The 25927-nt window shown below is 75.9% G+C and carries 27 protein-coding genes and 1 pseudogene; 16 read left to right on the top strand and 12 right to left on the bottom strand.

The features are described 5' to 3' along the window. The first annotated feature begins 35 nt into the window (after positions 1–35). Positions 36–1193 (top strand): VldE C-terminal domain-containing protein, encoded by a 1158-nt coding sequence (locus K1Y72_RS29215; protein ID WP_258574096.1) that lies wholly within the window; start codon positions 36–38, stop codon positions 1191–1193. Between the two features lie 6 nt (positions 1194–1199). Here the strand turns inward: K1Y72_RS29215 and K1Y72_RS29210 are convergent, their stop codons facing one another. Both K1Y72_RS29210 and K1Y72_RS29205 read right to left on the bottom strand, forming a co-directional pair. Beyond that, positions 1200–3179: an ATP-binding SpoIIE family protein phosphatase gene (locus tag K1Y72_RS29210; protein WP_220169718.1), complete on the bottom strand. Its 1980-nt coding sequence runs from the start codon at positions 3177–3179 to the stop codon at positions 1200–1202. A gap of 163 nt (positions 3180–3342) precedes the next feature. Continuing rightward, positions 3343–4209 carry a spermidine synthase gene (locus tag K1Y72_RS29205; RefSeq protein WP_220169717.1) on the bottom strand — a complete coding sequence of 289 codons (867 nt, stop codon included), beginning with the start codon at positions 4207–4209 and terminating at the stop codon, positions 3343–3345. A 104-nt stretch (positions 4210–4313) separates the two neighbouring features. Between K1Y72_RS29205 and K1Y72_RS29200 the strand changes: the two genes are divergently transcribed. The 3 genes from K1Y72_RS29200 (at position 4314) to katG (ending at position 8375) form a co-directional block, all read left to right on the top strand. Then, positions 4314–5636 (top strand): M20/M25/M40 family metallo-hydrolase, encoded by a 1323-nt coding sequence (locus K1Y72_RS29200; RefSeq protein ID WP_220169716.1) that lies wholly within the window; start codon positions 4314–4316, stop codon positions 5634–5636. A gap of 68 nt (positions 5637–5704) precedes the next feature. Then, a complete protein-coding gene (locus tag K1Y72_RS29195) occupies positions 5705–6166 on the top strand; it encodes a Fur family transcriptional regulator (protein WP_220169715.1) in 462 nt (153 codons plus the stop codon). Further along, positions 6150–8375 (top strand): catalase/peroxidase HPI, encoded by a 2226-nt coding sequence (katG, locus tag K1Y72_RS29190; RefSeq protein WP_220169714.1) that lies wholly within the window; start codon positions 6150–6152, stop codon positions 8373–8375. Before K1Y72_RS29195 ends, katG begins: the two co-directional genes overlap by 17 nt. 64 nt (positions 8376–8439) lie before the next feature. Here the strand turns inward: katG and K1Y72_RS29185 are convergent, their stop codons facing one another. Beyond that, on the bottom strand, positions 8440–8640 hold the full coding sequence (locus tag K1Y72_RS29185; protein ID WP_220169713.1) for a DUF5988 family protein: 201 nt from the start codon (positions 8638–8640) through the stop codon (positions 8440–8442). A gap of 211 nt (positions 8641–8851) precedes the next feature. On the opposite strand from K1Y72_RS29185, the gene K1Y72_RS29180 reads away from it, so the two are divergent. Next, entirely contained in the window at positions 8852–9889 is a 1038-nt protein-coding gene (locus K1Y72_RS29180) for an MBL fold metallo-hydrolase (protein WP_220169712.1), read from the top strand. A gap of 8 nt (positions 9890–9897) precedes the next feature. Here the strand turns inward: K1Y72_RS29180 and K1Y72_RS29175 are convergent, their stop codons facing one another. Continuing rightward, positions 9898–10416, bottom strand: coding sequence for a TIGR03086 family metal-binding protein (locus tag K1Y72_RS29175; protein WP_220169711.1), 519 nt, complete (start codon positions 10414–10416; stop codon positions 9898–9900). Positions 10417–10745: 329 nt separating this feature from the next. Here K1Y72_RS29175 and K1Y72_RS29170 point away from each other — a divergent pair, with 329 nt between their 5' ends. Continuing rightward, positions 10746–11246 carry a hypothetical protein gene (locus K1Y72_RS29170; RefSeq protein WP_220169710.1) on the top strand — a complete coding sequence of 167 codons (501 nt, stop codon included), beginning with the start codon at positions 10746–10748 and terminating at the stop codon, positions 11244–11246. On the opposite strand, the gene K1Y72_RS29165 is transcribed toward K1Y72_RS29170, so the two are convergent. After that, complete coding sequence (locus K1Y72_RS29165) at positions 11224–11643, bottom strand: hypothetical protein (protein ID WP_220169709.1); 420 nt, start codon at positions 11641–11643, stop codon at positions 11224–11226. The genes K1Y72_RS29170 and K1Y72_RS29165 overlap by 23 nt on opposite strands. A 10-nt stretch (positions 11644–11653) precedes the next feature. Further along, a complete protein-coding gene (locus K1Y72_RS29160; protein WP_220169708.1) occupies positions 11654–12517 on the bottom strand; it encodes an SCO6745 family protein in 864 nt (287 codons plus the stop codon). Positions 12518–12600: 83 nt separating this feature from the next. On the opposite strand from K1Y72_RS29160, the gene K1Y72_RS29155 reads away from it, so the two are divergent. The 3 genes from K1Y72_RS29155 to K1Y72_RS29145 all read left to right on the top strand — a co-directional run bounded on the left by K1Y72_RS29155 (position 12601) and on the right by K1Y72_RS29145 (position 15466). Beyond that, the gene (locus K1Y72_RS29155; RefSeq protein ID WP_220169707.1) at positions 12601–13161 is read left to right on the top strand and encodes a TetR/AcrR family transcriptional regulator; all 561 of its coding nucleotides are present in this window, start codon (positions 12601–12603) and stop codon (positions 13159–13161) included. Between the two features lie 72 nt (positions 13162–13233). Beyond that, complete coding sequence (locus K1Y72_RS29150; RefSeq protein ID WP_220169706.1) at positions 13234–14868, top strand: MFS transporter; 1635 nt, start codon at positions 13234–13236, stop codon at positions 14866–14868. Beyond that, positions 14825–15466 (top strand): pyridoxamine 5'-phosphate oxidase family protein, encoded by a 642-nt coding sequence (locus tag K1Y72_RS29145; protein ID WP_258574095.1) that lies wholly within the window; start codon positions 14825–14827, stop codon positions 15464–15466. Before K1Y72_RS29150 ends, K1Y72_RS29145 begins: the two co-directional genes overlap by 44 nt. 42 nt (positions 15467–15508) lie before the next feature. Here K1Y72_RS29145 and K1Y72_RS29140 read toward each other — a convergent pair whose 3' ends face one another. Next, positions 15509–15712, bottom strand: coding sequence for a DUF5302 domain-containing protein (locus K1Y72_RS29140; protein WP_220169705.1), 204 nt, complete (start codon positions 15710–15712; stop codon positions 15509–15511). Between the two features lie 131 nt (positions 15713–15843). Here K1Y72_RS29140 and K1Y72_RS29135 point away from each other — a divergent pair, with 131 nt between their 5' ends. Continuing rightward, positions 15844–17253 (top strand): cytochrome P450, encoded by a 1410-nt coding sequence (locus K1Y72_RS29135; RefSeq protein WP_220169704.1) that lies wholly within the window; start codon positions 15844–15846, stop codon positions 17251–17253. Positions 17254–17257: 4 nt separating this feature from the next. Here the strand turns inward: K1Y72_RS29135 and K1Y72_RS29130 are convergent, their stop codons facing one another. Continuing rightward, positions 17258–17623, bottom strand: a complete 366-nt coding sequence (locus K1Y72_RS29130) for a DUF7668 domain-containing protein (RefSeq protein WP_220169703.1) — start codon at positions 17621–17623, stop codon at positions 17258–17260. A 109-nt stretch (positions 17624–17732) separates the two neighbouring features. Between K1Y72_RS29130 and K1Y72_RS29125 the strand changes: the two genes are divergently transcribed. Beyond that, positions 17733–18158: a DUF2795 domain-containing protein gene (locus K1Y72_RS29125; protein ID WP_220169702.1), complete on the top strand. Its 426-nt coding sequence runs from the start codon at positions 17733–17735 to the stop codon at positions 18156–18158. On the opposite strand, the gene K1Y72_RS29120 is transcribed toward K1Y72_RS29125, so the two are convergent. Together K1Y72_RS29120 and K1Y72_RS29115 are read right to left on the bottom strand one after the other, a co-directional pair. Then, positions 18131–19645, bottom strand: a complete 1515-nt coding sequence (locus tag K1Y72_RS29120; RefSeq protein ID WP_220169701.1) for an FAD-dependent monooxygenase — start codon at positions 19643–19645, stop codon at positions 18131–18133. The two genes, K1Y72_RS29125 and K1Y72_RS29120, sit on opposite strands and share 28 nt — an antisense overlap. 119 nt (positions 19646–19764) lie before the next feature. Further along, positions 19765–20376 (bottom strand): TetR/AcrR family transcriptional regulator, encoded by a 612-nt coding sequence (locus K1Y72_RS29115; protein WP_308287273.1) that lies wholly within the window; start codon positions 20374–20376, stop codon positions 19765–19767. Between the two features lie 99 nt (positions 20377–20475). Here K1Y72_RS29115 and K1Y72_RS29110 point away from each other — a divergent pair, with 99 nt between their 5' ends. Continuing rightward, complete coding sequence (locus tag K1Y72_RS29110) at positions 20476–21651, top strand: FAD-dependent oxidoreductase (RefSeq protein WP_220169700.1); 1176 nt, start codon at positions 20476–20478, stop codon at positions 21649–21651. Here the strand turns inward: K1Y72_RS29110 and murA are convergent. Both murA and K1Y72_RS29100 read right to left on the bottom strand, forming a co-directional pair. Next, complete coding sequence (gene murA, locus K1Y72_RS29105; protein WP_220169699.1) at positions 21632–22933, bottom strand: UDP-N-acetylglucosamine 1-carboxyvinyltransferase; 1302 nt, start codon at positions 22931–22933, stop codon at positions 21632–21634. The genes K1Y72_RS29110 and murA overlap by 20 nt on opposite strands. Positions 22934–22976: 43 nt before the next feature. Beyond that, positions 22977–23786 carry a glutamate ABC transporter substrate-binding protein gene (locus tag K1Y72_RS29100; RefSeq protein ID WP_220169698.1) on the bottom strand — a complete coding sequence of 270 codons (810 nt, stop codon included), beginning with the start codon at positions 23784–23786 and terminating at the stop codon, positions 22977–22979. Between the two features lie 131 nt (positions 23787–23917). Here K1Y72_RS29100 and K1Y72_RS29095 point away from each other — a divergent pair, with 131 nt between their 5' ends. The 4 genes and pseudogenes from K1Y72_RS29095 to K1Y72_RS37650 all read left to right on the top strand — a co-directional run. Next, positions 23918–24319, top strand: a complete 402-nt coding sequence (locus tag K1Y72_RS29095) for a hypothetical protein (RefSeq protein WP_220169697.1) — start codon at positions 23918–23920, stop codon at positions 24317–24319. Between the two features lie 70 nt (positions 24320–24389). After that, complete coding sequence (locus K1Y72_RS29090) at positions 24390–24857, top strand: hypothetical protein (protein ID WP_220169696.1); 468 nt, start codon at positions 24390–24392, stop codon at positions 24855–24857. A 59-nt stretch (positions 24858–24916) separates the two neighbouring features. Continuing rightward, a complete protein-coding gene (locus K1Y72_RS29085) occupies positions 24917–25564 on the top strand; it encodes a GNAT family N-acetyltransferase (protein ID WP_220169695.1) in 648 nt (215 codons plus the stop codon). Positions 25565–25632: 68 nt separating this feature from the next. Beyond that, positions 25633–25884: pseudogene (locus K1Y72_RS37650) on the top strand (YciI family protein); the annotation flags it as partial. Between the last annotated feature and the right edge of the window lie 43 nt (positions 25885–25927).

Raw genomic sequence — 25927 nt, 5'->3', positions numbered from 1 at the left:
CGGGCGGGGAAGTCGGGCGGGAGGCGGGCGGCGGGTTGCGGCGGAGACGGACGGCTCCTCTGGTCATCGGGGCGGCGGCGCTCGGCACGCTGGCCGCCGACATCGCCGTCCTCGCCACCGGCCACGCGCGCCCCGCCGCGGACCGCCCCGCCGCCCGCCCCGCGGGCGGCCTCGTGTCGGTCGCGCAGGCCGCGCCCCCGGCGGGCGGCGTCGCCCCGCTCGGCCGCCGCCTCGTCCCGCACCTCCTCATCGCCGGCCGCGCGCCGCTGCCCGCCGCGTCCGTCGAGCGGGCGCGGCGGACGAAGGGCGTCGCCGGGCTCGCGGTGGTCGACGCCGCGCGGACCCGGATCGGCGAGCGGCCGGCCGGGATCCTCGGCGTGGACCCCTCCACCTTCCGCACGTTCGCGCCCGCGCGGACGGCCGAGTCCGACCAGCTCTGGCGGACCGTGGCGACCGGCGGCCTCGCCGTCTCCTTCGACCTCGCCCGCGACGGGTCGCTGCCGCTCGGCGGCGTCGTGCGGGCGGGCGGCGCCCGGCCCGCGCAGCTCCGCGTCGGCGCCTACGCCTCGATGGGCATCGGCAGCGTCGACGCCGTCGTCTCGCGCGCCGAGGCCCGCGGCCTCGGCATGCCCGCCGGCAACGGCCTGGTGGTGAGCGCGTCCAGGACCAGCCCGAGGAAGCTCGCCGCGCGCCTGAAGAAGGTGCTGCCGCGCGGCACGAGCATCTCCGTGCTGGGCGCGAAGGAGCGCAGGGCCCCCGGCGCCGCCGCGCCCGCCGCGCAGCCGCAGGTGACCGGCCGCCCCGACGGGGTGACGGGACCGGCCACCCTCATCACCGGCAACAGCATGACCCCGACGATGCGCGGCGTCGTCGTCGCGGTCAACGGCATGTTCGGGCCGTTCCCCGTCATCGGCTGCTACCGCGCCGGCGTCGACGCCCAGGACCACGGCGACGGCCGCGCCTGCGACTTCATGGAGAGCACCGGCGGCCGGATGCCGAGCGCGAGCGCGCGGCGCCACGGCGACCAGCTCGCCGCCTACGCCGTCGCCAACGCCCGCCGCCTCGGCGTCTCCTACGTCATCTGGAAGCAGCACATCTGGAACGTGCGCGGCGGCGGCTGGCGGCCCATGGAGAACAGGGGCGGCATCACCGCCAACCACTACGACCACGTGCACGTGTCGGTGCTGCGCTAGCCCGCCCTACTTGAGCGGCTGCTCGCACCAGACCGCCTTGCCGTGCGGGGTGCGCCGCACCCCCCAGCGCGACGCCAGCCTGCTCACCACGTTCAGGCCGCGGCCCGCCTCGGCGAACGGGGCGCCGTCGCCGGCCCGGACGCGCGGCCGCCCGTCGGAGGCGTCGAACACCTCGCAGACGAGGCCCTCCTCGCGGACGAGCCGCAGCGTGATGCGGCCCCCCGCGTGCCGGATCGCGTTGGTGACGAGCTCGGAGGCGAGCAGCACCGTCGACTCGGCCATCTCCGCCAGCCCCCAGCGGGCCAGCCGGTCGCGGACGAGGCCGCGGGCGCGGCGCACCGCGGCCGGGTCGGCCGGCAGGTCCCACGAGACGTGCGCGTCGTCGCCGATGCGGTGCAGGCGGGCCAGCAGCATCGCGATGTCGTCGCGGTGCTGGTCGTCGTACACGCCGTCGAGGGCGGCCTGGCAGAGCGCGTCCAGCGTCGGCGCGCCGAGGTCGAAGGTGCGGCGCAGCCGGCCCAGGCCGTCGTCGATGTCGCGGGCCCGGTTCTCCACCAGCCCGTCGGTGTAGAGGAACAGCAGCGTGCCGTCCTCGACGGTGAACTCCCGGCTCACGATCGGCCCGTCGCCGATGCCGAGCGGCGGCGCGGGCGGCACGTCCAGGTAGGCGGCGGGGCCGCCCGGCGGCACCACCAGCGGCGGCAGGTGCCCGGCGGACGCCACCTCGCAGCGGCCGCTGACCGCGTCGTAGAGGACGTAGGCGCAGGTCGCGAAGTGCGGCTCGCGCTCGCCGAGGCTGCGCATCAGCGAGTCCAGGCGCTCCAGCGCCTCGGCGGGCGGCAGGTCCAGGCCGGCCAGGGTGTGGATCGCGGTGCGCAGCCGGCCCATCGTCACCGCGGCCCGCACGCCGTGCCCGGCGACGTCGCCGACGACGAGCGCGACCCGGGCGCCCGGCAGCGCGATCGACTCGTACCAGTCGCCGCCGACCTCGATCAGCCGGCTGCCCGGCAGGTAGCGGTGCTGGACCTGCACCGACGACGGCGCCGACAGGCCCGTCGGCAGCAGGCTGCGCTGCAGGGTGAGGGCGGTGGCGCGCTCGCGCCCGTAGCGGCGGGCGCTCTCGACGAACCCGGCGGCGCGGGAGGCGAACTCCATGCCGATCTCGACGTCGTAGGCGTCGAACGGGCGGTGCGCGGTGTTGCGGGAGCACGCGAAGAAGCCGAGCACCGTGCCGCCGGCCTCGATCGGCAGCAGCAGCAGCGACGAGCCCTTCAGCAGGTCGGCGACCGCAGGGCGGCGCCACGCCTCGGCGAGGGCGACCGCCTCCTCCCCCGCCGGCAGCGCCCGCACCGGCTCGCCGCGCCGCAGGCACTCCATGTGGGGGCTGTCCCCGGGGTAGGTGAGGGCCTCGCCGGTCGGGAAGGCGGCGTCCCAGGCCGGGTCGTCGTCGTCCGTGGCGACGGCCATGCGGCGCAGCAGCGGGGTGGGGTCCTCGGGCGGCTCGTCGGCGTCGACCAGGCTGTCGAGGAGCAGCAGCGCGCCGGAGTTGCAGAACGCCGGGACGAGGATGTCGACGAGGCCGCGGGCGAGCAGGTCCAGGTCGAGGGTCGCGCCGATGCGCGGCAGCGAGTCCTCCAGCAGGGTGCGGCGCATCACCGCCGGGTCGAGGAACCGGTCGGCGAGCGGCACCGGCACCCGCACGACGGCGAGGGCCGCCAGCCCGGTCCCGCCGTCCCCGCCGCTCATCGGGTGGGCGGTCACCACGGCGTCGTAGGCGCTGCCGTCCAGGGTCTGCATGCTGAGCACGACGGTGCGCTCGCGGCCGGTGCGGAGGGCCTCCAGCAGGGTGTCGCGGGCTCCGGCGACCAGCTCGTCCAGCATCATTCCCGGCCGCACGTCCAGCACCGCCGCCGCGTTGCGGTCGAACTGGAGCACCTTCCCCGTCGAATCCGTGCCGAGAATGAGAATTCGGGTGGACGACTCCATCGCTCGATTATGGGACACCGACGGGCCGCCGCGAGGGCGATACGCGCAGGGCCGCGCCACCGGAGACCCGATCGCGCGAATCGGTCCGGCGACAATTCCCGATCGGCGCGGACTGAATGCCGAACGCTGTCCGGAACACCTCCCCGCGCGGTCAGGAACGCGGTCAGGAGCGGCCGAAGATCTGCGGCGGCGGGACGGGCGCGGCCACGTCCTGGCCGTCGCGGATCGGCGCGCCGCCCGCGATGAAGTCGGTGAGGTCGCCGCCCTCCACCAGGCGAGCGCGGGCGAGGCCGCCGGCGGCGAGGCGGGCCAGCTCGGGCACCGGCAGGGGCGCCCGGGACGCGGCGACGACGAGGTTGCCGAACCGGCGCCCGCGCAGCACGCCGGGGTCGGCGAGCAGCAGGGCGTGCGGGAACAGCGACCGGACGGTGGCGGCGACGCGCCGCGCCCACATCAGCCGGAACCCGTCGGCGATGTTCATCAGGTAGACGCCGCCGGGGCGCAGCACCCGCGCGACGTCGGCGGTGAACTCGGCGGTGACGAGCTCGGCGGGCACCCGGGCGTCGGCGAAGGCGTCCAGCACCACCAGGTCGTCGGCGCCGTCGGGCAGCGCGGCGATCCCCGCGCGGCCGTCGGTGACGCGGATGCGCAGCCCCGGCACGTCCTTCACCGGCAGCCGCTCGCGGACCAGCGCCACGAGCGCGGCGTCCGGTTCGAGCACCACCTGCCGGGAGCCGGGCCGCGTCGCGGCGACGTAGCGCGGCAGCGTGCAGCCGGCGCCGCCGATGTGGACGGCGTCGAGCGGCTCGCGCTCCAGGCCGAGGTTGTCGATGACGTCGGCGAGCAGCCGCATGTACTCGAATTCCAGGAAAGTGGGGTCGGCCAGGTTCACGTAGGACTGCGGCACCCCGCCGACGCAGAGGACCCAGCCGCCCTCGCGGTCGGGGTCGCGCAGCAGCTCGGCCTCGCCCGAGCCGATCTCGTGAACGTCCTCCGCGCGCCGCGCGGCACGCCTGTCCTTGCGCCCCATCCGCACAGTCTACGAACCGCGGGCCGGCGGGGCGGCGGGCGGCGGGCGGCGGTGGCTACGGTAGGAATGATCGTTCAGCCGGACCCGTGGAGGGGGGAGCTTTCATGACCCGGGCCGAGACGCGCCCCGTGACGGCGGCGGACGAGGTCGCCGGCATCTGCGCCGACCTGCTGCGCTTCGACACCACCAACGAGGGCGAGGGCAAGGCCCGGCCCGAGCGGCCGGCCGCCGAGCACGTGGCCGTCCTGCTGGACGAGGCGGGCGCCGACCCGGTGGTGGTCGAGTCGGCGCCGGGCCGGGCGAGCACGCTCGTCCGCCTGCCCGGCACCGACCCGGACGCCCCGGCGTTCCTGATCCACGGCCATCTGGACGTGGTCCCCGCCGACCCGGCCGAGTGGACGCTGCCCCCGTTCGCCGCGGAGGTCCGCGACGGCTGCCTGTGGGGGCGCGGCGCCGTCGACATGAAGGGGTCGCTGGCGATGACGATCGCCGTGGTCCGCCAGCGGCTGCGCGAGGGCCGCCGCACCCGCGGCGACCTCGTCCTCGCGTTCCTCGCCGACGAGGAGTCGACCGGCGACTTCGGGTCGCGGCACGTGGTGGGCGCGCACCGCGAGTGGTTCGACGGCGTCACCGAGGCGATCGGCGAGTCCGGCGGCTACAGCGTCACCGCCGCGCCCGGCACCCGCGTCTACCCCATCGCGACCGGCGAGCGCGGCACCGCGTGGATGCGGCTGACCGCGCGCGGCACCGCCGGGCACGGCTCCAAGCCCGCCCCCGACAACGCCGTCGCCGAGATCGCGCACGCGGTGTCGCGGATCGCCGCGCACACCTGGCCGGTCCGGCTGACGCCGGGCGTCCGCGCGCTGCTGGACGCCCTCGGCGAGGTGCTCGGCGCACCCCTGGACCTGGACCGGCTGGACGCCGAGGCGGCCCGGCTCGGGCAGATCGGCCGGCTGTTCGCCGGCACCGTCCGCAACTCGGCGAACCCGACCCGGCTGGACGCCGGCTACAAGGTCAACGTCGTGCCCGGCAGCGCCACCGCGCAGGTCGACGGCCGCTACCTGCCCGGCACCGGGGACGAGTTCTTCGCCACGATCGACCGGCTGCTCGGCCCGAAGGTGACCCGCGCGTTCGTCAACCACGACCCGGCGCCGGTCGCCGACCCGGCGGGCGCGACGTTCGCCGCGCTCGCCGCGGCGCTGCGCGCCGAGGACCCCGGGGCGCACCCGGTCCCGTACGTGATGTCGGGCGGCACCGACGCCAAGTCCTTCGCCCGGATCGGCATCCGGGGCTTCGGCTTCGCGCCGCTCCTGCTCGGTCCCGAGCTGGACTACCAGGGCATGTTCCACGGCGTCGACGAGCGCGTCCCGCTGGCCGGGCTGCGGTTCGGCACCCGCGTGCTGGACCGGTTCCTGGACACCCGCTGAGGCCGGGCCGCGCCGATCTCTACCGGCCTTTTCTTGACTGATTCAAGAAAAGGCCGCATGCTGGTGCCATGCCCACCACCCCGGACCTGCCGAAACTGCTGCGCGGCGCCGAGCTGCGCGTCACCCGGCCCCGGCTCGCGGTGCTCGGCGCGGTGCACGCGCATCCGCACGCCGACACCGACGCGCTGATCCGCGCGGTGCGCGGGGAGCTGCCCGAGGTGTCGCACCAGGCCGTCTACGACTCGCTGCGCGTCCTGACGGCGGCGGGGCTGCTGCGCCGCATCCAGCCGTCCGGCTCGGTGGCGCGCTACGAGACGCGGATCGGCGACAACCACCACCACCTGGTGTGCCGGTCGTGCGGCGCCGTCGCCGACGTCGACTGCGCCGTCGGCGAGGCGCCCTGCCTGACCGCGTCCGACGGCCACGGCTTCTCGATCGACGAGGCCGAGGTCATCTACTGGGGGCGCTGCCCCGCCTGCTCGTCCTCCCCCCACCCCACCCGAGAGGATCACCATGCCCGAGAACGATGACGCCATCGTCGTCGACGCCAAGCTCGACGAGGCGGGCGGCGGCTGCCCCGTCGCGCACGACCGCGCCCCGCACCCGACCCAGGGCGGCGGCAACCGCCAGTGGTGGCCGGAGCGCCTGAACCTGAAGATCCTCGCCAAGAACCCGGTGGTCGGCAACCCGCTCGGCGCGGACTTCGACTACGCCGCCGCCTTCAACGGCCTCGACCTGCCGGCCGTGAAGCGCGACATCGCCGAGGTCCTCACCACCTCGCAGGACTGGTGGCCCGCCGACTTCGGCAACTACGGCCCGCTCATCGTCCGGATGGCCTGGCACAGCGCCGGCACCTACCGGATCAGCGACGGCCGGGGCGGCGGCGGCACCGGCCAGCAGCGGTTCGCGCCGCTGAACAGCTGGCCCGACAACGTCAGTCTCGACAAGGCCCGCCGGCTGCTCTGGCCGGTCAAGCAGAAGTACGGCCAGAAGATCTCCTGGGCCGACCTGATGATCCTCGCCGGGAACGTGGCGCTGGAGACCATGGGCCTGAAGACGTTCGGGTTCGCCGGCGGCCGCGAGGACGTCTGGGAACCCGACGAGGACGTGTACTGGGGTCCCGAGACCGTCTGGCTGGACGACGAGCGCTACACCGGCGACCGCGAGCTGGAGACCCCGCTCGCCGCCGTGCAGATGGGCCTCATCTACGTCAACCCCGAGGGCCCGAACGGCAACCCCGACCCCCTGGCCGCGGCCCGCGACATCCGCGAGACGTTCCGCCGGATGGCGATGAACGACGAGGAGACCGTCGCGCTGATCGCCGGCGGCCACACCTTCGGCAAGACCCACGGCGCCGGCCCGGCCGACAGCGTCGGCGACGACCCCGAGGGCGCCCCGATGGAGGCCCAGGGCCTCGGCTGGCGGAACACCCACGGCACCGGCAAGGGCCGCGACACCATCACCAGTGGCCTGGAGGTGACCTGGACCGGAACCCCCACCACCTGGGACAACAGCTTCTTCGAGATCCTGTTCGGCTACGAGTGGGAGCTGACGAAGAGCCCGTCCGGCGCCCACCAGTGGCGGCCCAAGGACGGCGGCGGCGCCGACACCGTCCCCGACCCCGAGGACGGCACGCTCAACCGGGCGCCCGCCATGCTGACCACGGACCTGTCGCTCCGCGTGGACCCGATCTACGAGCCGATCTCGCGGCGCTTCAAGGACAACCCCGACGAGTTCGCGGACGCCTTCGCCCGCGCCTGGTTCAAGCTGACGCACCGCGACATGGGCCCGGTCGCGCGCTACCTCGGCCCCGAGGTCCCGGCCGAGACGCTGATCTGGCAGGACCCGCTGCCCGCCCCGGCCGCCGTCACCCTGGACGCGGCCGGCGTCGCGGACCTGAAGGAGCGGGTCCTCGCCACCGGCCTGCCGGTGTCCGACCTGGTCTTCACCGCCTGGGCGTCGGCGTCCTCGTTCCGCGGCAGCGACAAGCGCGGCGGCGCCAACGGCGCCCGCATCCGGCTGGAGCCGCAGCGCGGCTGGGAGGCCAACGACCCCGACCGCCTCACCGGGGTGCTGCGCGCCCTGGAGGACGTCCAGCGGGCGTTCGCCGCGGACGGCAAGCGGGTCTCGCTGGCCGACCTCATCGTCATCGCGGGCAACGCGGCGGTCGAGAAGGCCGCCCGCGACGCCGGCCACGACGTCGAGGTGCCGTTCACCCCGGGCCGCGTCGACGCCGCCGAGGAGCAGACCGACGCCGAGTCGTTCGCCGCGCTGGAGCCGGTCGCCGACGGCTTCCGCAACTACGCCCGCGAGGGCGTCCGGCTGCCGGCGGAGTTCCTGCTGGTCGACAAGGCCAACCTGCTCACCCTGAGCGCGCCGGAGATGACGGTGCTGGTCGGCGGCCTGCGCGTCCTGGGCGCCAACCAGGGGCGGTCGCGGCACGGCGTCCTCACCGACCGTCCGGGCACGCTGACCAACGACTTCTTCGTCAACCTGCTCGACATGGGCACGACGTGGTCGTCCACCTCGGCGGACCAGTCCACGTTCGAGGGCCGGGACGCCTCGGGCGCGGTCCGGTGGACCGGCACCCGCGCCGACCTGGTGTTCGGCTCGAACTCCGAGCTGCGGGCCCTCGCCGAGGTCTACGCGAGCGCCGACGCGAAGGAGAGGTTCGTGGCGGACTTCGTGGCGGCCTGGGCCAAGGTCGCCGACCTCGACCGGTTCGACGTCCGCGGGTGATCCGCCGGTGCCCGCGGCGTCCGGTCCGGCCCCTGCGGCCGCCCGGACGCCGCGGGCCGCGGCGCTAGCCGGCCGTGCGGCCCGACCAGCGGAAGACCGGCAGCCTCCCCTCCGGGGTGTCGCGGTGCCGCGGCGTGACCCTGAAGTGCTCGATGCCCCCGTGGTGGTGCAGCAGCAGCTCGTTCCCGGGGGGCGTGATCCCGACGATGCGCCGGGGCAGGTCCTCGGGACCGCCTTCCAGGAAAGCCTTCAGCGAGGTAGCCATGCCGGGATGGTCACACGCGGGGCCGCCCCGGCCAAGGCCCCCGGTGGAGGTATCACCCGAACCCCGCCTTTGCGGACGGTCCGAACGGTGCGGGCCGCCACCGCCGGAACCCGGCCGCCGCGCGCCCGGCCCGCGTACCCCGAGTAAACGGATGATTAGATCGATGAAGTAGGTTCTGTCCGGATCATCGGCCGCGACGGAGGGGGACACGGTGGCCGCACCGCTCATGGAGCAGCCCGGGGACTGGACCGAGCCGGGGGCGCACCCGGTGGTGCCGGGCGTGCACCGCGTCCCGCTGGCGCTGCCCGTCGCGTCGCTGCACGCCGTCAACGTCTACGTGATCGACGATCCGGCCGGCCCGGTCGTGGTCGACTCGGGCTGGTCGATGCCCGACTCGCGGACCGCGCTCGCCGCCGCCCTCGGCGCGCTCGGCCACGGCCTGGACGACGTCTCGCAGTTCATCGTCACGCACGCGCACTGGGACCACTACTCCCAGGCCCTCGCGCTGCGCGACGCGTTCGGCACCCGGGTGCGGATCGGGCGCGGCGAGCGGCACTCCCTGGAGGCGTTCGACGTGAGCCGGGGCCTGCACCCGCGCCAGGCCGAGCTGCTCCGCCGCTGCGGCGCGCCCGGCATCGCCGACCGGGTGCTCGCGATGGGCGTGAGCACCGACGAGCGCGCCATGCCGCACACGCTGCCGGACGCCTGGCTCGACGACGGCGAGCGCATCGGCCTCGGCGAGCGCGGCCTCGACGTGTTCGCCACCCCGGGTCACACCCGCGGCCACATCGTGCTGCGCGACGCGGCGGCCGGCCTGCTGTTCGCCGGCGACCACGTGCTGCCGCACATCAGCCCCTCGATCGGTCTGGAGACCGAGCCCGAGCCGAAGCCGCTGCGCAGCTACCTGGACTCGCTGCGGATCGTGCGGGAGATGCCCGACACGCTGCTGCTGCCCGCGCACGGCGCAGTCACCCCGAGCGTGCACACCCGCGTGGACGAGCTGCTGGAGCACCACGCCGAGCGGCTCGGCGCGGCCGCCGCCGAGGTGCGGGCGGGCCGCTCGACGGCGTTCGAGGTGGCGAGCGCGATGCCGTGGACGCGGCGCCGCCGCAAGCTGGACGACCTGGAGGTGTTCTCCCAGATGCTGGCCGTCCTGGAGATCGACGCGCACCTGGACGTCCTCGTCGACCAGGGCCTCCTCGACGTCCACGAGGAGGGCGGCGTCCGCCGCTACGCCACGCGGGCCTGAGGCCCCCGTCAGCCGGGCCGGCGGCCGAGGAGCGCGAGGAGCCGCTCCCCCGGCGGCGCGTCCGGCGGCCAGGCGACCGGCGGCGCGAACAGCCCGGCGCGGCCGCCGCCGACGAGAGCGGGCGCGGCCCGCAGCAGCCGCTCGGCGAGCCCGTCGGGCATCGGCCGGCACGCCCCGAGGGACCGGGCGATGTCCCAGCCGTGCACCGCGACCTCGGTGGCGGCGACCGCGGCGAGCGGGCGGGCGCCGTCCCCGCCGGCGGGCCAGGCGCGGGCGAGCCGCAGCGCCTCCGTCCGGCAGGCCGCCACCGGGTCGCGGCCGGGCCGGCACGCGCGAACCGCCGGCGTCCCGGTGACCGTCTCGCGCAAGATCACCAGCGACTCGGCGAGGTGCGCGCAGAGCGTCCCGAGGTCCCAGCCCCGGCACGGCGTCGCCCGCGCCAGCGCGTCCGCGCGGAGGCCCGCCATGGCGAGGAGCGCGTAGCCGACCGCCTGGTCCACCAGCGCCGTCCCCGGGTCCTCGGCCATCGCGCCTCCCGTCCTCCCCCGCTCCAGGACCGACCCGCGCCGCGCCGCGAACTCACCGCCGCCCGGCGCGGTCCCGGACGCCGCGGCCGGATCGGGACGGTGCGGCGATCCGGGTCCCTTCCGCCCTGGGCAATCCCGCCGGACGGGGCTACCCTGTCCATCGTCAGTGCATTTGCAGATGCATCTGCACGTGCATGACCGCGGTGCCGCCGCTCCGGACGGGGGCCCGGAGACGGCGCACCGCGGGCCGCCCGGCGGCGGCCCGCCCTTTGCCGGGCCGTTGCCCGGCGGCGCGGTTGCCGGCCCGCCCCGCCGATCATGATCAGGGGATGGCGGACGCGAGGCTCGCGCCGGAGCTGGCGGCGGAGCGGCTGAAAGAGCGGATCTACGCGACCATCACCATGGTCGCGGTGCTGATCGGCCTGACCTTCGCGGGCGGCCTGGACGCCCTCGGCGCGGCGCTCACCGTCGCGGTCACCGCGCTCGGGCTCTGGCTCGCCTCGCTCGTGGCCGACGTTCAGGCGCACCGCACCGTGCACCGCGCCTCGCTCGACCGCTCGGGGATGCGCGAGGCGCTGTTCGTGAGCTCGCCGCTGCTGCTGGCGGCGGTGAGCCCGCTCGTGCTGGTCGCGCTGTCGGCGCTCGGCGCGATGGGACTGGTGACGGCGCTCCGCGTCGCGGCGGGGCTGGACGTCCTGTCGCTGTTCCTCTGGGGGTACGCGGGCGGCCGCCGGATGGGCAACGGCCCGTGGGTCGCGGTCATCGCCGGGATCGCCGACACCGCGATCGGGCTCGCGGTGGCGGTGGTCAAGCTCCTCGCCGGGCACTGACCCGCCGTTCCCCCTCCTCCCACAGCGCGCCCGCGTCGCCGGGACCGGCGGGCAGACCGCCGATCGGCGTCTCCCAGTAAACGAAGTCCGCCGACCGGGTCCACGGCCTGACCGCGGCGAGGACGCGGCCGTGCGGGTCGGTGCGCGCGTACCGGGCGAGCGCGGCGCGGTCCTGCCAGGCCGACAGCGTCCAGAACACCCCGCTCAGCGGCGCGGCGCGCAGCGCGACGCCGAGCGCGCCGGGCGCGCGCCGCGCCTGCCGCCACAGGCGCAGCGAGTGCAGCAGGAAGACCGGCGAGCGCCAGGCCGAGGCGAGTTCGAACCGGGACGCCATCACCACCGCGTCCGCGCCGTCCGCGCTCCCACCGCCGCCGACGCGGGTCCAGGGGATCTCCATGGCGGCCTCCTCAGACCTTGCCGATGCCGAGGGTGTTCACGGCGGGCAGCAGGCCGCTGCCGACGGCGGCCGCCCAGACCGGCCCGAGCAGGCCGGCGAGGCGGTCGGTGGCCTCGGCGCCGAGGGCCTCCCAGGGTGCGGCGGCGAGGGCGTCGGTGCGCTCCTCAACGTCCCGGCGGAGCGCCCGGCCCTCGTCGGTGAGGGCTCCGGCGGCGTCCAGGAGGCCGCGCGAGCGCAGCCGCTCGCCCGCCTCCGTCCACTCCCGCTCGGTCCATCCCCGGCCGGCGAAGACCTCCTCGGGCGCGGCGCCGAAGGCGGCGAAGGACACCAGCGACTCGGCGGGGTCCAGCCCGGCGGCGAGCAGCGCCGCGATGTGGCCGTCCCCGCGCTGCTCGCGCAGCAGCGTGGCGGCGTGCCAGAGCACCTGGTGCGGCTCGCCGGGCCAGGGCAGCGCGGCGAGGGCGGCGGCGAGCGGGCGGCCGGCGGTCGGCGCGGCCTCGGCGGCGCGGCGGGCGAGCGCGGCCGCCTCCGCGAGGTCCGGCGAGGCCACCGCGTCGCCGAGGAGCCGCCGGTAGACGGCGTCCATGGCGCGGGCGCGGGCGTCCAGGACCTGCTGCGGGGTCGCGTCGCGCCAGGCGTCCTCGGTGTGCCGGCGGACCATGGCGGGCGCGAAGCTGTAGAAGGCCGAGCCGATCCGCTCGGGCGCGGCCGCACCGAGCGGGGCGGCGCGCAGCGGGAAGTAGCTCGGCCAGCGGGGCTCGGGGGCGTAGCCGAGCGCGGCGGCCTCGGCGAACGCCTCGGGAGCGTAGTAGAGCAGGGCGTGCACCGGCTCCAGCAGATGCCAGAGGCGTCGGGCGGTGGTCGTTCCGGTCATGGCGGCCTCCTGAACTTGCCACCGACAAGATGCACCCGCGCTCCGGAACTTGTCAATGGCAAGTTCCGGGGTACGGTGGGGCCATGACCGACCGCCCGTACCACCACGGCGACCTGCGGCGCGCGCTGCTGCGGGGTGCGGCCGAGCTGATCGCCGAGCGCGGCCCGGCCGCGTTCAGCCTGCGCGACCTGGCCCGCCGCACCGGCGTCTCGCACGCCGCGCCCGCCCACCACTTCGGCGACCGGACCGGCCTGTTCACCGCCCTCGGCGCCGAGGGGTACGCCCTGCTCGCGGACGCGCTGGCGGGCGGGCCGGGCGAGCTCAGCGCGCTCGGCGCCCGCTACGTGGCGTTCGCGACGGACCACCCGTCCCACTTCCAGGTGATGTTCCGCGCCGACCTCGTCCGCGACGACGACCCGGAGCTCGCCGCCGCCCGCGACCGCGCCGGCGCCCTGCTCCGCGCGGCGGTCGCGGGGAACGGCGGCACCGCCGCGCCCGACACCGTCCTCGCCGCCTGGGCGCTCGCCCACGGGTTCGCCTCCCTGGCCGGCAGCGGCGCCCTGGCCGGGCGGCTCGCCGGCGCCGCACCGGCCGAGCGCTTCCCCGCGATCGCCCGCGCCGCCGCCCGCCTCGCCGACCACTGATCATCGAGGTCGGGCCGGGGGTGTGCCTTTGCCCGGACCGGGTCAGGAACCGGGACGACGAGAGGAGTCCCCTTGGCCGCCTCACCCCTGGCCGACCGCACCTTCCGCATGCTCTGGCTGGCGCAGCTCGTGTCGGGCGTCGGCACCTGGATGCAGACGGTCGGCGCGCAGTGGCTGCTGGTCCACCAGGCGCACGCGGCCACGCTGGTGTCGCTCGTGCAGGCGGCGAGCCTGCTGCCGGTCATGTTCGTCTCGCTGCCCGCCGGGGTGCTCGCCGACGTGCTGGACCGGCGCCGCCTGCTGGTGTCGGTGCAGGCCGCCATGGGCGTCACCGCCGCCGCCCTCGCCGCGCTCACCGCGGCCGGCCTCACCACGCCGGCGGTGCTGATCGCGCTGACCTTCCTGCTCGGCATCGGCCAGGCGCTCACCAACCCGGCCTGGCAGGCGATCCAGCCCGAGCTCGTGCCGCGCGAGCAGATCCCGGCCGCCGCGTCCCTCGGCAGCCTCAACGTCAACGTGGCCCGCGCCGTCGGCCCCGCCCTCGCGGGCGCCCTCGTCGCCGCCGCCGGGTCGTGGGCGGTGTTCGCGGTGAACGCCGTCTCCTTCGTCGGGGTGCTCGCCGCGCTGCTCGCCTGGAAGCGCGCGGCACCGCACGCCGGCCCCGCCGAGCCCATCGGCCCGGCGCTGCGGGCGGGCACCCGGTACGTGCGCAACGCGCCGGGCGTGCGGCGCATCCTGCTCCGCGCGGCGATCTTCGTGGTCCCGGCGAGCGCGCTCTGGGCGCTGCTGCCGGTCGTGGCGAGCGGCCGGCTGCACCTCGGGGCGGGCGGGTACGGGATCCTGCTCGGCGCGCTCGGCGCCGGCGCGGTCGCGGGCGCGCTGATGCTGTCGCGGCTGCGCGCCCACCTGTCCAACAACGTGCTGCTGGCCGCCGCCACCTGCGTCTTCGCGGCCGGCACCCTGGTCGCGGGGACGGTCGCCTCGACGGCCGCCGTCACCGCGGTCATGCTCGTCACCGGCGTCGGCTGGCTCGTCGCGCTGTCGACCCTGAACACCGCCCTGCAGCTCAGCCTGCCCGCCTGGGTGCGGGCGCGCGGCCTCGCCGGCTACCTCATCGTCTTCATGGGCGGGCAGGGCCTCGGCTCGCTGCTGTGGGGCGCGGTCGCCGGCCGGCTGCAGACGGGCCCGACGCTGGTCGTGGCGGCCGTCCTGCTGGTCGCCGGCGCCGCGACGCTGCGCGGCCTGCCGCTGCTGGCGCAGAGCGGGCGGCTGGACCGCACCGTCGGGGCGCACTGGCCCGAACCGCACCTGGCGTTCGACGCCGATCCCGACGACGGCCCCGTCCTGGTGACGGTCTCCTACCGGGTCCCGCCCGGCAGCGAGCGGGCGTTCCTGGACGCCGCCCGCGCGCTCGGCGTCTCGCGCCGCCGCACCGGCGCCGTCCACTGGGGCGTCTACCGCGACAGCGCCGACCCGGGCGCCTTCGTCGAGGCGTTCCAGGTGCCGTCGTGGCAGGAGCACCTGCGCCAGCACCACGACCGCGTCACCGGCTACGACCAGGAGCTGGTCGACGCCGTGCGCGCGCTGTCGTCCGGAGAGCCCGCCGTCCGCCACCTCCTGCCGCCCGGTTACGCTGCTGCCCTGACCCCCGACGCTGGGAGCGATGGTGACGGCACCGCTGACGGACATGGTGGAGATCGGCTCTGAGGAGGAGCTGCGGGCGCTGCTCGGCGAGGTCGCGCCGCGCTCCGCGAACAAGGAGCGGGCCCGGCTGCACCCCCGCGACCGCGAGTGGCTCGCCGCGTCCCCCTTCTGCCTCGTCGCGACGAGCGCCGCCGACGGCACCTGCGACGTGTCCCCGAAGGGCGACCCTCCCGGGTTCACCCTGGTGCTGGACGACGCGACGATCGCCCTGCCCGAGCGCCCCGGCAACCGGCGCGCGGACGGCTTCCGCAACATCCTGTCCAACCCGCACGTCGGGCTGGTCTACCTGATCCCGGGCCGCACCGAGACGCTGCGCATCAACGGCCGCGCGCGCTTGGTCCGCGACGCGCCGTTCTTCGACGAACTGGTCGTGAAGGGCCACCACCCGCAGCTCGCGGTGGTGGTGGAGATCGAGCAGATCTTCTTCCACTGCGCGAAGGCGTTCCTGCGCTCGGCGCTCTGGCGGCCGGAGACCTGGACGCCGGACGCGCTGCCCTCGCACGCCCGCATCACCAAGGACGTCATGGCGACCGAGGAGTCGCTGGAGGAGCTGGAGCGCTACTACGGCCCGTCCTACGCCGAGCGCCTCTACAAGGGCTGACGGCGGCGCGGACCCCGGCGGGGCGCCGGGGTCCGCGGCCGGTCAGCCGCTCTTGCGGCGGAACTGGCGCTGTCCGCCGGCCCGCGAGTGCGCCCCGCGGACCTTGCCGTCCTTGCCGCCGCCGCCCGCGGCGTTCCCGGACGCGGCGTCGCGCTTGCGGTCCAGGGCCTCCCTGAACCGCCGCTTCACGTCGTCCCCGGCGGCGGCGCCGTCGGCGCCCTCCGGTTCGGCGGGTACATCGGCCATCGTGACCTCCGGCTGTCGTGGATCCTCCCCTAGCGTCGCACGTCCGGTGGCCACTCCCGGACGCGGACCCGGGCGGTGGAAAAACCGCGAACAGATCAAACCGGGCGCCGCAGCCTCTAGAGTCGGGCCCGATGGAGCCTCACACCCCGCCTCCGGAGCCCCCGCCCGTCCACCCGCCGCTCGCCGAGCTCGCCACCGAGGCGCTGCTCACGCGCGACTACGAGACGCGCCCGGTGCTGTTCTACGAGCGGCTGCGCGCCCGCTACGGCCCGGTCGCCCCGGTGGACGTCCTCGGCGTCCCCGCCTGGCTGGTGCTCGGCTACCCGCAGATGCTCGACGTCCTGCGCGACCCGCGCGGCCTGTGGAGCAAGCGCCTGGACTCCTGGCGCGCGCGGTGCGAGGGCCGCGTCCCCGCCGACTGGCCGCTGCTGCCCGCCTTCGAGATCGACAGCTCGGTGTTCCAGGACGGTCCCGGCCTCGCCCGGCTGCGCACCGCCTGGACGGCGGGCCTGAAACCCTTCCAGGACCGCTCGCAGCCGCAGGCGCGCGCCCTGGAGGCGGCGATCCGCCGGTACGCCGACGACCTCATCACCGCGCTCGCCGGCCACGGCCGGACCGGCACCGCCGACCTCGCCGGCCAGTACGCCCGGCCGCTGCCCCTCATGATCGTCAACCGGCTGCTGGGGTTCCCCGCCGCGCGCGGCGAGGAACTGCTGATGGACATGTGGCGGGTGCTGGACGCCGGCCCGGACGCCGCCGAGGCGTCGGCCCGGCTCGGCGCGGCGGTCGCCGAGGTGTGCGCCGCCCGGTTCGCCGCGCCCGCCGAGGACCTGCCCTCCTACATGATCGCCGCGGTGCCGGACCTGACCGTCGACGAGCTGGCCCGCGAGATGGTCATGCTGATCGGGCTGGTCGGCGACCACACCGGCACCCTCATCGGCAGCACCGTCGCCGAGGTCGTCATCGGCGACAGCGGGGTGCGCGCCAGCCTGTCCGCCGGGATGATCGCCGAGGCGGTGAACCGGGCCGCGATCGCCTCGCCGCCGATGGCGAACCTGACCTTCCGGTGGCCGCGCGCCGACGTCCGGCTCGGCGCGTACCGGATCGCCGCGGGCGATCCGGTCATGCTGTCGCCCGCCGCCGCGCACCTGGACCCGGCCTTCACCGGCGGCCGCTCCCCCGACGCGATCTACAGCTCGCGGGCGCATCTCTCCTGGGGCGCCGGGGCGCACGCCTGCATCGGCCGCGAGCTCGCCACCGTCATCACCACGATCGCGGTGGAGCGGCTGTTCGAGCGCTTCAGCGCGCTCAGCCTGGCGCTGCCCGCCGACCAGCTGCCCTGGCGGTCCTCGCCGCTGATGCGCGGGCTCCGGGCGCTGCCGGTCCACTACGAGCTGGCCCCCGGCGCGGACGTGCCGCAGACCCCGGCCCCGGCGCCCGTACCGCAGACCCCGGCCGAACCGGAACCGGCCCCCTCGCCGTCGCTCGTCCAGCGGTTCCTGCGCGCGCTGCGGCGCGACCCGCAGGAGCAGTCCCGCTGAACGCCTAGCCCCGGGCGGCGCCGCTGTCGTCGATGGCGAGGATCCGCACCGTCCACACCTTCTCCAGGACCTCCAGCAGCACGAGGCGGACGGTCAGCGTGGAGCGGCCCTCCTGCGCGGTCCACAGCGGCACGTCCACCCGGTAGGCGCTCTCGAACTCCGCGCCCGCGTCCAGCTCCGCCGCCGGCGGGTCGGCGAGGTCCTGCGCGGGCGGGCTGATGAGCGTGCGCCCCGACCCCTCGACCGCCGCGGCCATCGCGGCGGCGCCGAGATCGCGCCCCTCGGTGAGGGACTCCAGTTCGGTGTAGGCGCCGGTCGTCAGCATGGCGACGACGGCGCGCACGGCGCCGGCGGCTTCCTCGGGCAGCATCGGGGTCCTTTCGCCGGACGGACGTCCCAACCCTAGGGCCGCGCCGGACCGTTAGCGGTCGCCCCGGCTGGGCAGGGGGAGCGTTCCGAACGAGAAGGAGGGCACCGACATGGCCGACAGCACCGGCAAGCACGGGGCGCCGATGGACGACCGCCTCGCCAAGGCGACGCGGGGCATGACGAGCGGCGGGCACTCCACGCGGGCGGAGGAGGACCGCGAGATCGAGCCCGTGGCGGCCGATCCGACCTGGGATCCGGCGGGTCCCGAGGACGCGTCGCTGCCGAGCACCTCCGGGCAGGGCGGCGCCCCGCACGGGATGAGCGCGGCTTCGGTCGAGGAGCGCAGCGCCCTCGCGCGGCTGCTCACCGGGGTGAGCTGGCCGGCCCGCGTGGCCGATCTCACCGCCCACGTGTCGGCGGCGCGGGCGTCCGAGGGCGCGCTGTCGGCCCTGGAGTCGCTGCCCGACCGCGAGTACGCCAACGTCGCGGACGTCGCCGAGGAGCTCGGCTACGGCCGGGAGGACCGCCGCTTCTGATCGGCGGCGTGCTCCCCCGCGGGACCGCACCACCGGACGAGCGCGTCGCGGATCTGCGCGGCGCGCTTGTCGGGTGCGGTCTCGTCGGTCGCCCAGGCGATGTACCCGTCGGGCCGCACCAGGACGGTGGTGCGGGTGGCGCCGCCGGCCAGGGCGTAGCGCACGCGGCCCGCCCAGCGCCGGGTCGCCAGGTAGGTGACGGCCGGGTCGTTGGCGGCCACCACCAGCACGAACCGCCCGTCGCCGAGGGCCTCGTAGAGCCGGGACGGCTCGCCCGCGAGCGGCACGTCGGGGGCGCGCCGGCCGGTGAGCCGGTGCGCGCCGCGCGGCGCGGGGTAGGCGATGTCGAGGCCGGACGCCGCGCCCGCCGCCCGCCGCGCGACGGGGCGGGCGCGGGTCGCCGTCCCGGCGATCACCGTGCGGGCGGCGCGCAGCACGCGGGGCCGCAGCCGCGCGACGCGCAGCATCGTCCCGCTGATCAGCAGGGCCCGCCGGCCGACCGGGTGGCGCTCGGCGTGGTAGGTGTCCAGCAGGCCGGGCGGCGCCCAGCCCTGCAGCGCCGCGGCGAGCTTCCAGCCGAGGTTGGCCGCGTCCTGCAGCCCGGTGTTCATGCCGAGGCCGCCCGCCGGGGAGTGCACGTGCGCGGCGTCGCCGGCGAGGAAGGCGCGGCCGACGCGGTAGCAGGGGACCTGCCGCTCGTCGCTGTGGAACCGCGACGTCCAGCGCGGGGCGTGCATGCCGTGGTCGGTGCCGAGGGCGCGGCGGACGACGGCGCGCAGCTCGGCGACGTCGACCGGCTCGTCGTCGGCGGCCTGGTGGTCGCGGTTCCAGGCGATGACCCGGTACCAGCCGTCGCCGAAGGGCACCAGGAACGCGAACACGGTGCCGTCGGAGCCGACGGTGAGGACGTCGGCGGGCTCCTCGGCGAGCCGCACGTCGGCGAGCATCACCGAGCGGATCGCGGCGCCGCCGGGGAACGGCAGGCCGAGCGCCTCGCGGACGGTGCTGCGCACCCCGTCGGCGCCGACCAGGTAGTCGGCGCGGCGGGTGCCGACGGCGCCGTCGGCGCCGCGCACCCGGACCCGGACGCTCGCGGCGTCCTGGCCGGCCCCGACGACCTCCGCGCCGCGCACGATCTCGGCGCCGGCGGCGAGCGCCCGCCGCTCCAGCAAGCGCTCGACGCGGTACTGCGGGGTGACGAGCAGGAACGGGAAGCGGCCGGGCAGCAGGGAGAAGTCCACGCGGACGCGCCCGAAGGCGCGGACGGCGGGGACGCGCGCCCCGCCGTCGACGAGCTCGCGGGCGAGGCCGCGCATCTCCAGCAGCTCCAGGGTGCGCGCGTGCACGGCGAACGCCCGGGTGAGGCCGGACACGTCCGTCCGGCGCTCCAGGACGGTGACGGCGACGCCCGCGGTGGCCAGGTCGCCGGCCAGCAGCAGCCCGGCCGGGCCCGCTCCCACGATCAGCACCGTGCCGGTGGCCGCCATCGCCCGCGCTCCTTCGCCTCGCCGTCCGCCCGTCGTCCGCCCCTGCCGACCCTGCCCCGGGAACGCCGTCTCGAACCCGATATGCCCCGCTCGCGGCCCGCTCCGGCCGCGCGCCCGGCTCAGCGGCCGGCGAGCCCGCGCAGCAGCAGGTCGGTGAGGGTGTCGACGATCTCGGTCTCGGTGGCGTCCGGACCGTGCTCGCCGGCGGTCAGCGCCGCGTACCCGAACATCGAGATCATGACGCCCATCGCCGCGGCGACCAGGGCGGGGTCGCCGGGCAGCGGGTGCCCGCGGCCGCGCAGCCACTCCAGGTGCTCGCGGAAGACCCCGGTCTCGGCGAGCAGGCCCCGCCAGAGCTCGCCGGAGGCGGGGCTGCCGGCCATCGACGCCTGCATCCGGGCCGCGACGACGGGCAGGTTGTCGCGCAGCACCGTCCAGACGACGGCGACGTGGTCGCGCAGCTGGGCGCGGTCGGACAGGTCGTGGTCGGGCGGATGCCCCTGGGCGGCGAGCACGTCGTCGGCCTGGCCCTCCATGTCGGCCATCAGCGCCTGGAGGAGCTCCTCCTTGCCCGCGAAGTGGTCGTAGAAGGACCCGGTGGCGCGGCCGGCCGCCGCGGTGATGTCGGTGATCTTGGTGTTGAGGTAGCCGCGCTCCATGAAGAGCCGGCGCGCGGCGTCCTTCAGCGCCGCCCGCGTCTCGGCCGCCCTCTCCTTGCGGGTGCCCGTCACCGCCTCGCCTCCCCCTCTTGACCGCCGGTGCGGCCCCCAGCATACTGAGGTCCCATTCACCGAATCATTATTCGGTGAATCGATATTCAGGGAGGTTCCATGAAGGCGATCGTGGCGGGCGGCGGCGTGGCGGGGGCGGCGGCGGGGCTCGCCCTCGCCCGGACCGGCGTCCGGGTGCGCGTGTACGAGTCCCACGAGGACCCGGCCGGGCCGGTCGGCTCGTTCGTCAGCCTCGCCGCCAACGGGCTGCGCGGCCTGCGCGCGCTCGGCGTCCTGGACGCCGTGCAGGCGGCGGGATTCCCGGTGGAGCGGCAGCGCCTCTGGTCCGGGAGCGGCCGCCTGATGGGCGACGTGCCGCGCGGGCGCCTCAGCGGCGACCCGCTGCACAGCGTCACGCTGATGCGCGCCGACCTCGTGCGCGAGCTGCGCGCGGCGGCGCTCGCCGCCGGCGCCGAGATCGTCACCGGCGCCCGCGTGACCGGCGCCGAGCACGCTGGCGGCGGCGTCCGGGTCGCCCTGGCGGACGGCGGCGCCGACGAGGCGGACCTGCTGGTCGGCGCGGACGGCATCTGGTCGGCGACCCGCCGCGTCCTCGACCCGGCGGCGCCCGAACCCGCCTTCGGCGGCCAGTACTCCCTGGCGGGCACCGCGGACCCCGTGCCCGGCGCCGACCCCGGCACGTTCAACATGATGTTCTGCCGCGCCGGCGCGTTCATCGCGATCGCCGCCCCCGGCGGGGCCGTCTGGTGGGCGGCACAGGTCACCGCCGGCCGCGCACCCGACCTCGGCGCCGTCGCACTGGACGTCGTCCGCGACCTGTTCCCCGAGAACATGCCGGCGGCGGTGCTGCGCGCCGCCACCGCCGTGCACCGGCCGACGCTGCACCACGTCCTGAAGCCGGTACGCGTCTGGCGCGACGACCGCGTCGTGCTGGTCGGCGACGCCTCGCACCCGGTCGGCGCCGGCCAGGGCGCGTCCATGGCGATCGAGGACGCCGCCGTCCTCGCGCACGCCCTGCGCGCCCGCGGCGGCGTCGCGGCGGGCCTCGCGTCCTACGAGGCCGACCGGCGCGAGCGGGTCGCGTCGCTGGTGAAGATGGCGGCGGCCAACCGCGACGCCAAGACCGCCGGGCCGGTCGCCCGGCGGGTCCGCGACGCCGTCATGCCGGTCGTGCTGCGCCTGTTCTACGAGCGCTCCACCGCCTGGCTCTACACCCGCGAGCCCGTCCTCGACGGCGCCGCCGAACCGGCCGTCGCTACGGGGCGCGCAGGCTGAGGCCGAGCGCCCGGAACTGCTCGACGGGCCGGTGGTAGCCGCGCTCGATGTGCTGCACGCCGCGCAGCGTCGACGGCCCCTCGGCGACGGCCGCGGCGAGCACCGCCGAGAACCCGGCCCGGATGTCGGGCATGGTGACGTCGCCGCCGCGCAGCTTGGTGACGCCCCGCACGACCGCCGAGTGCAGCGCGCCGGTGTCGTGGTAGCGGCAGGCCGGGCCGCCGAGGCAGGTGTCGTACACCTCGATCTCGGCGCCCATGCTCTTCAGCGCCGGCACGTAGGCCAGCCGGTTCTCGTACACCGTCTCGTGCAGCACCGACATGCCGTCGGCCTGGGTGAACAGCACCATCAGCGGCGTCTGCCAGTCGGTGGCGAACCCGGGGTGGGTGTCGGTCTGCACGGCGGCGGGGCGCAGCCCGTCCGGCGCCGACGCCATGATCCAGTCGTCGGTGATCTCGAACCGGGCGCCCATCCGGGCCAGCGTGGTGATCGGGGTGACCAGGCGGTCCTGCGGGCAGCCGTGCACCCGCACCTCGCCGCCGGTGACCAGCCCGGCGACCAGGTAGGAGAACGCCTCGATGCGGTCGCCGGCGAGGCGCGTCACCGCGCCGCCGAGCCGGTCCACGCCCTCCACCACGATGCGCCGGTCGGGGCTGAAGGAGATCCCGGCGCCCATCCGCTGCAGGAACAGCGCCAGCTCGATGATCTCCGGCTCGGTCGCGGCGTTGCGGATCACCGTCTTGCCGCGGGCCAGGACGGCGGCCAGCAGCACCGTCTCGGTGGCGCCGACGCTCGGGTACGGCAGTTCGATGCGGGTGCCGACGAGCCGCTCGGCGCGCGCGTGGATGCCGTCCTCGGCGATGGTGACCTCGGCGCCGAAGGCGCGCAGCGCCTCCACGTGGAAGTCCACGGGGCGGCGCCCGATCGGGTCGCCGCCGACCAGCGGCACGAACGCCTCCCCCGCCAGGTGCAGCAGCGGCCCGAGCATGAGGATCGGGATCCGGTTGAGGCCGGTGAACGCCTTCGGCACGTTCGGGTCGGCCACCGGGCCCGGCACGATCGTGATCTCGTCGCCGGTCCGCTCCACCGCCATGCCGAGGTGCTCCAGCATCGCCGCGGTGATGCCGACCTCGCCCACGTCGGGCGCGTTGCGGATCGTGCTCGGCTCCGAGCCCAGCATGGCCGCCACCATGTGCTTGCTGACGGCGTTCTTGGCGCCCCGCACGGTGACGTCGCCGCGCAGCGGCCCGGACGGCTCGATCTCCCATACCTTGTCGGTCATCCGTGCAGCCTACGGGCGGTCCGGCCGGCGTCCAACCCGCCCGTCACGAACATCCGTGGAACTCGGGCACCTCGGCGACCGGCCGCAGCCCGGCCCCCTCGAACCAGCGGTGCAGCAGCCGCCCCGCGGTGCCGTCCTGGTACATGACGGTGATCGCTTTGTTGACGGCCTCGCAGCCGTCCAGGTCGCCCTTGCGCATCCCGACGCCGTACGGCTCGTCGGTGAAGGCGTCGCCGACGAGCCGGACGCCGCCGCGGCGGGCGAACCCCGCGAGCACCAGGTCCCCGGTGGACACCGCGTCCACCTCGCCGCTCCGCAGCTTGGCGTAGCAGTCACTGTAGGACGCCGCCGGCACCAGCGTCGGCCTGATGCCGAGGCCCTGCACGATCCGCGCGGTGGACACCGACCCGCTCGCCTCGCACAGGCGGCGGCCGGCGAGGTCGCGGACGCCGCCGACGCCCCGCTCCCCCGCCCGCACCATGATCCGCTGGTGCGCGGTGGTGTAGGGGCCGCCGAAGGTCACCTGCGCGGCCCGCTCGGGCGTGATCGAGTACGAGGCGAGCACCAGGTCCACCCGGTGCCCGTTCAGCAGCCGCTCGCGGTCCTCGGAGGTGACCGTCCGGTACTCGACGCGCTTCGCGCCGATCCGGCGGGCGACCTCGGTGCCGAAGTCGACCTCGAACCCGCGGTAGCCGCCGGAGGCGCGCTCGGCGAGACCCGGCTGGTCGGCCTTCACGCCGAGCACGACGGTGTCCTGCCGCGTCACCGAGGCCGTCGAGGCCGCCGCCGCGCACCCCCCGAGGGCGAGCACGAGCGGCAGCGCGGCGAGCAGGCGTCCCAAGACCGTTGTCACGGCTCCACAGGTACCGGCCGCGCGTGAAGCCCCGGTGAACCCCGAGCGAGCGCCCGCCCACTCCGCGCGGCCGCAACCGGCCCAGAAAACCCGCTCGACACGGGAACCCGCCGGTACTTGAATCTCCGACCATGTCCCTCGACCGACGCGAGCTGCTCGACCGCCTGGACACCTACGACGACCCGTCCCCCCGCGCGACCGCCCCTGAGGGGGACTCCGGCCCGCTCTCCCCGTCCGTCCGTCCCGCGCCCGGAGCGGCGAAGCCCGCCGCCGGGCCGCAGGACGTGGACCGCAACCCGGGGAGCGCCGCGTGGGTCGCCGCGACCGCCGCGTCCCTCCGCGCCGCCGTCGAGGCGGCCGGACTGCGCATCCGCGAGCACCCGGCGATGGTCCTCACTCCCCGATACCCCGCTCCCGGCGTCCGGGGCCCGCGCCTCGGCGCCCGGCGGCACCACCCTCGCGTCCGTCCCCGCCGTGGCCCGCCCGACGTCCACCACGTCCGCCACCGCCATCGGAGCCGCCGGCCCCACTGAGCGGCCTTTCCCGTCCGGGGACCGGCTGTTACCTTCCCCGGAGGGGACAGGCCGAGGACAAGGACGCATCATGCGACCTCACGACGCGCAGGACCCGCCCGACGACGTCCGGCTGCTCCACGGGTCCCCCGCCCGTTCCCACGGCTTCCGGCAAGGCTCGTCGCTGCCCCTCACGGCGTCCCTCGCCCTCGGCCTGTTCTTCGTCCTCGGCTCCGTGGACCTGCCCGGGGCCTGGCGGAAGACGGGGCTCGCCCTCGGCCTCGCGACGTTCGTGGTCCTCGGCATGGCCGTGCAGCACCGCGCCGGTCTGCGGCGCAGGGCCACCGGTCCCGAGGTCGCCCTGCACCTGGCGGCCACGTTCCTGCTGCTCGTCCTGTACCTGCTGTGCAGCGCGGCGACCGTCCTCGCCCACACCGGGTTCGGGCTCCCCTCCCCGCACTCGGTCGCCGCGGCCGCGACGGCCGTCCTCGCCCTGGCGTTCGCCCTGCCCGCCCGGCGCCTGCTGAAGAGGTTCCTCAAGCTGGACGACCCGTCCTGACCACGCCCAAGCCATAAATGCACATGCGCCAGTCCCAAGATCACGTGCAGAATGCCCCCGTGCTCGCCGATCACTGGCCGCTGTTCGGCCTCCGTGTCCGTACCCCCCGCCTGGAGCTGCGACTGCCCACCGAGGACGAGCTGTCCGCGCTCGCCGACGTCGCCGCGCGCGGCGTCCACCCTCCCGGGGCGCGCCCCTTCCTGCACCCGTGGGGCGAACTCCCGCCCGCGCAGCGAGGCCGCACCGTCCTCAAGGACCACTGGCGCCGTCTCGGCAGCTGGGATCCCCGCGATTGGGAACTCAGCCTGGCCGTTTTCGAGGACGGCGTCCCGCTCGGCTTCCAGGACATCGAAGGCCGCGACTTCGCCGTCCTCCGCGAGGTGTCGACCGGCTCCTGGCTCAGTCTGGAACACCAGGGCCGCGGCGTCGGCACCGAAATGCGCGCAGCCGTCCTGCACTTGGCTTTCGCCGGCCTCGGCGCCACCGACGCGACAACGGAGTCCTTCACCGACAACCCGGCGCCCCTGGAGGTCTCCCGCAGGCTCGGCTACCGACCCGACGGCATCGACCACCACGTCGTGAGGGACGAGGCCGTCACCACCCAGCGCCTCCGCCTCACCCGCAACGTCTGGGAATCCACCGAACGCCCCGACGTCACCATCGAGGGCCTCGCCCCCTGCCTGGAACTGTTCGGCCTACAAGAATGAACCACTTGAGTCGGGACACCATGCAGCTGCACATCCTGAGGCTGGAGTAAACCGCGTCCGAAGACACCGCCGCTCCCCACATCCCCGGCCATGTCGCCTATCTGGAGCGCCACCACGCCACCGGCGTCTTCCTGATCTCCGGCCAAACCGTTCCGCCGTCCCAAGGCGGCGCCATCATCGCGTGCGGCATCGACCGCACCGACGTCGAGCTCATCACCGGCGAAGACCCTTTCGTCATCGCCGGTGTCGCCCAGTACTCAGTGACCACGATTCAGGCAGGCCGCCACCATCCGGCCCTGGCCGCCTTGCTCACCCGCTGATCCCCAGGGCATTCTGTCCGGAAATGGAAAAGGCCCCGCCATC

This window comes from Actinomadura parmotrematis (assembly GCF_019458805.1).
Classification (GTDB): Bacteria; Actinomycetota; Actinomycetes; order Streptosporangiales; family Streptosporangiaceae; genus Spirillospora; species Spirillospora parmotrematis.
Note: the sequence above shows the minus strand (reverse complement) of the source record. Positions and strands in the feature narration are given on the sequence as shown.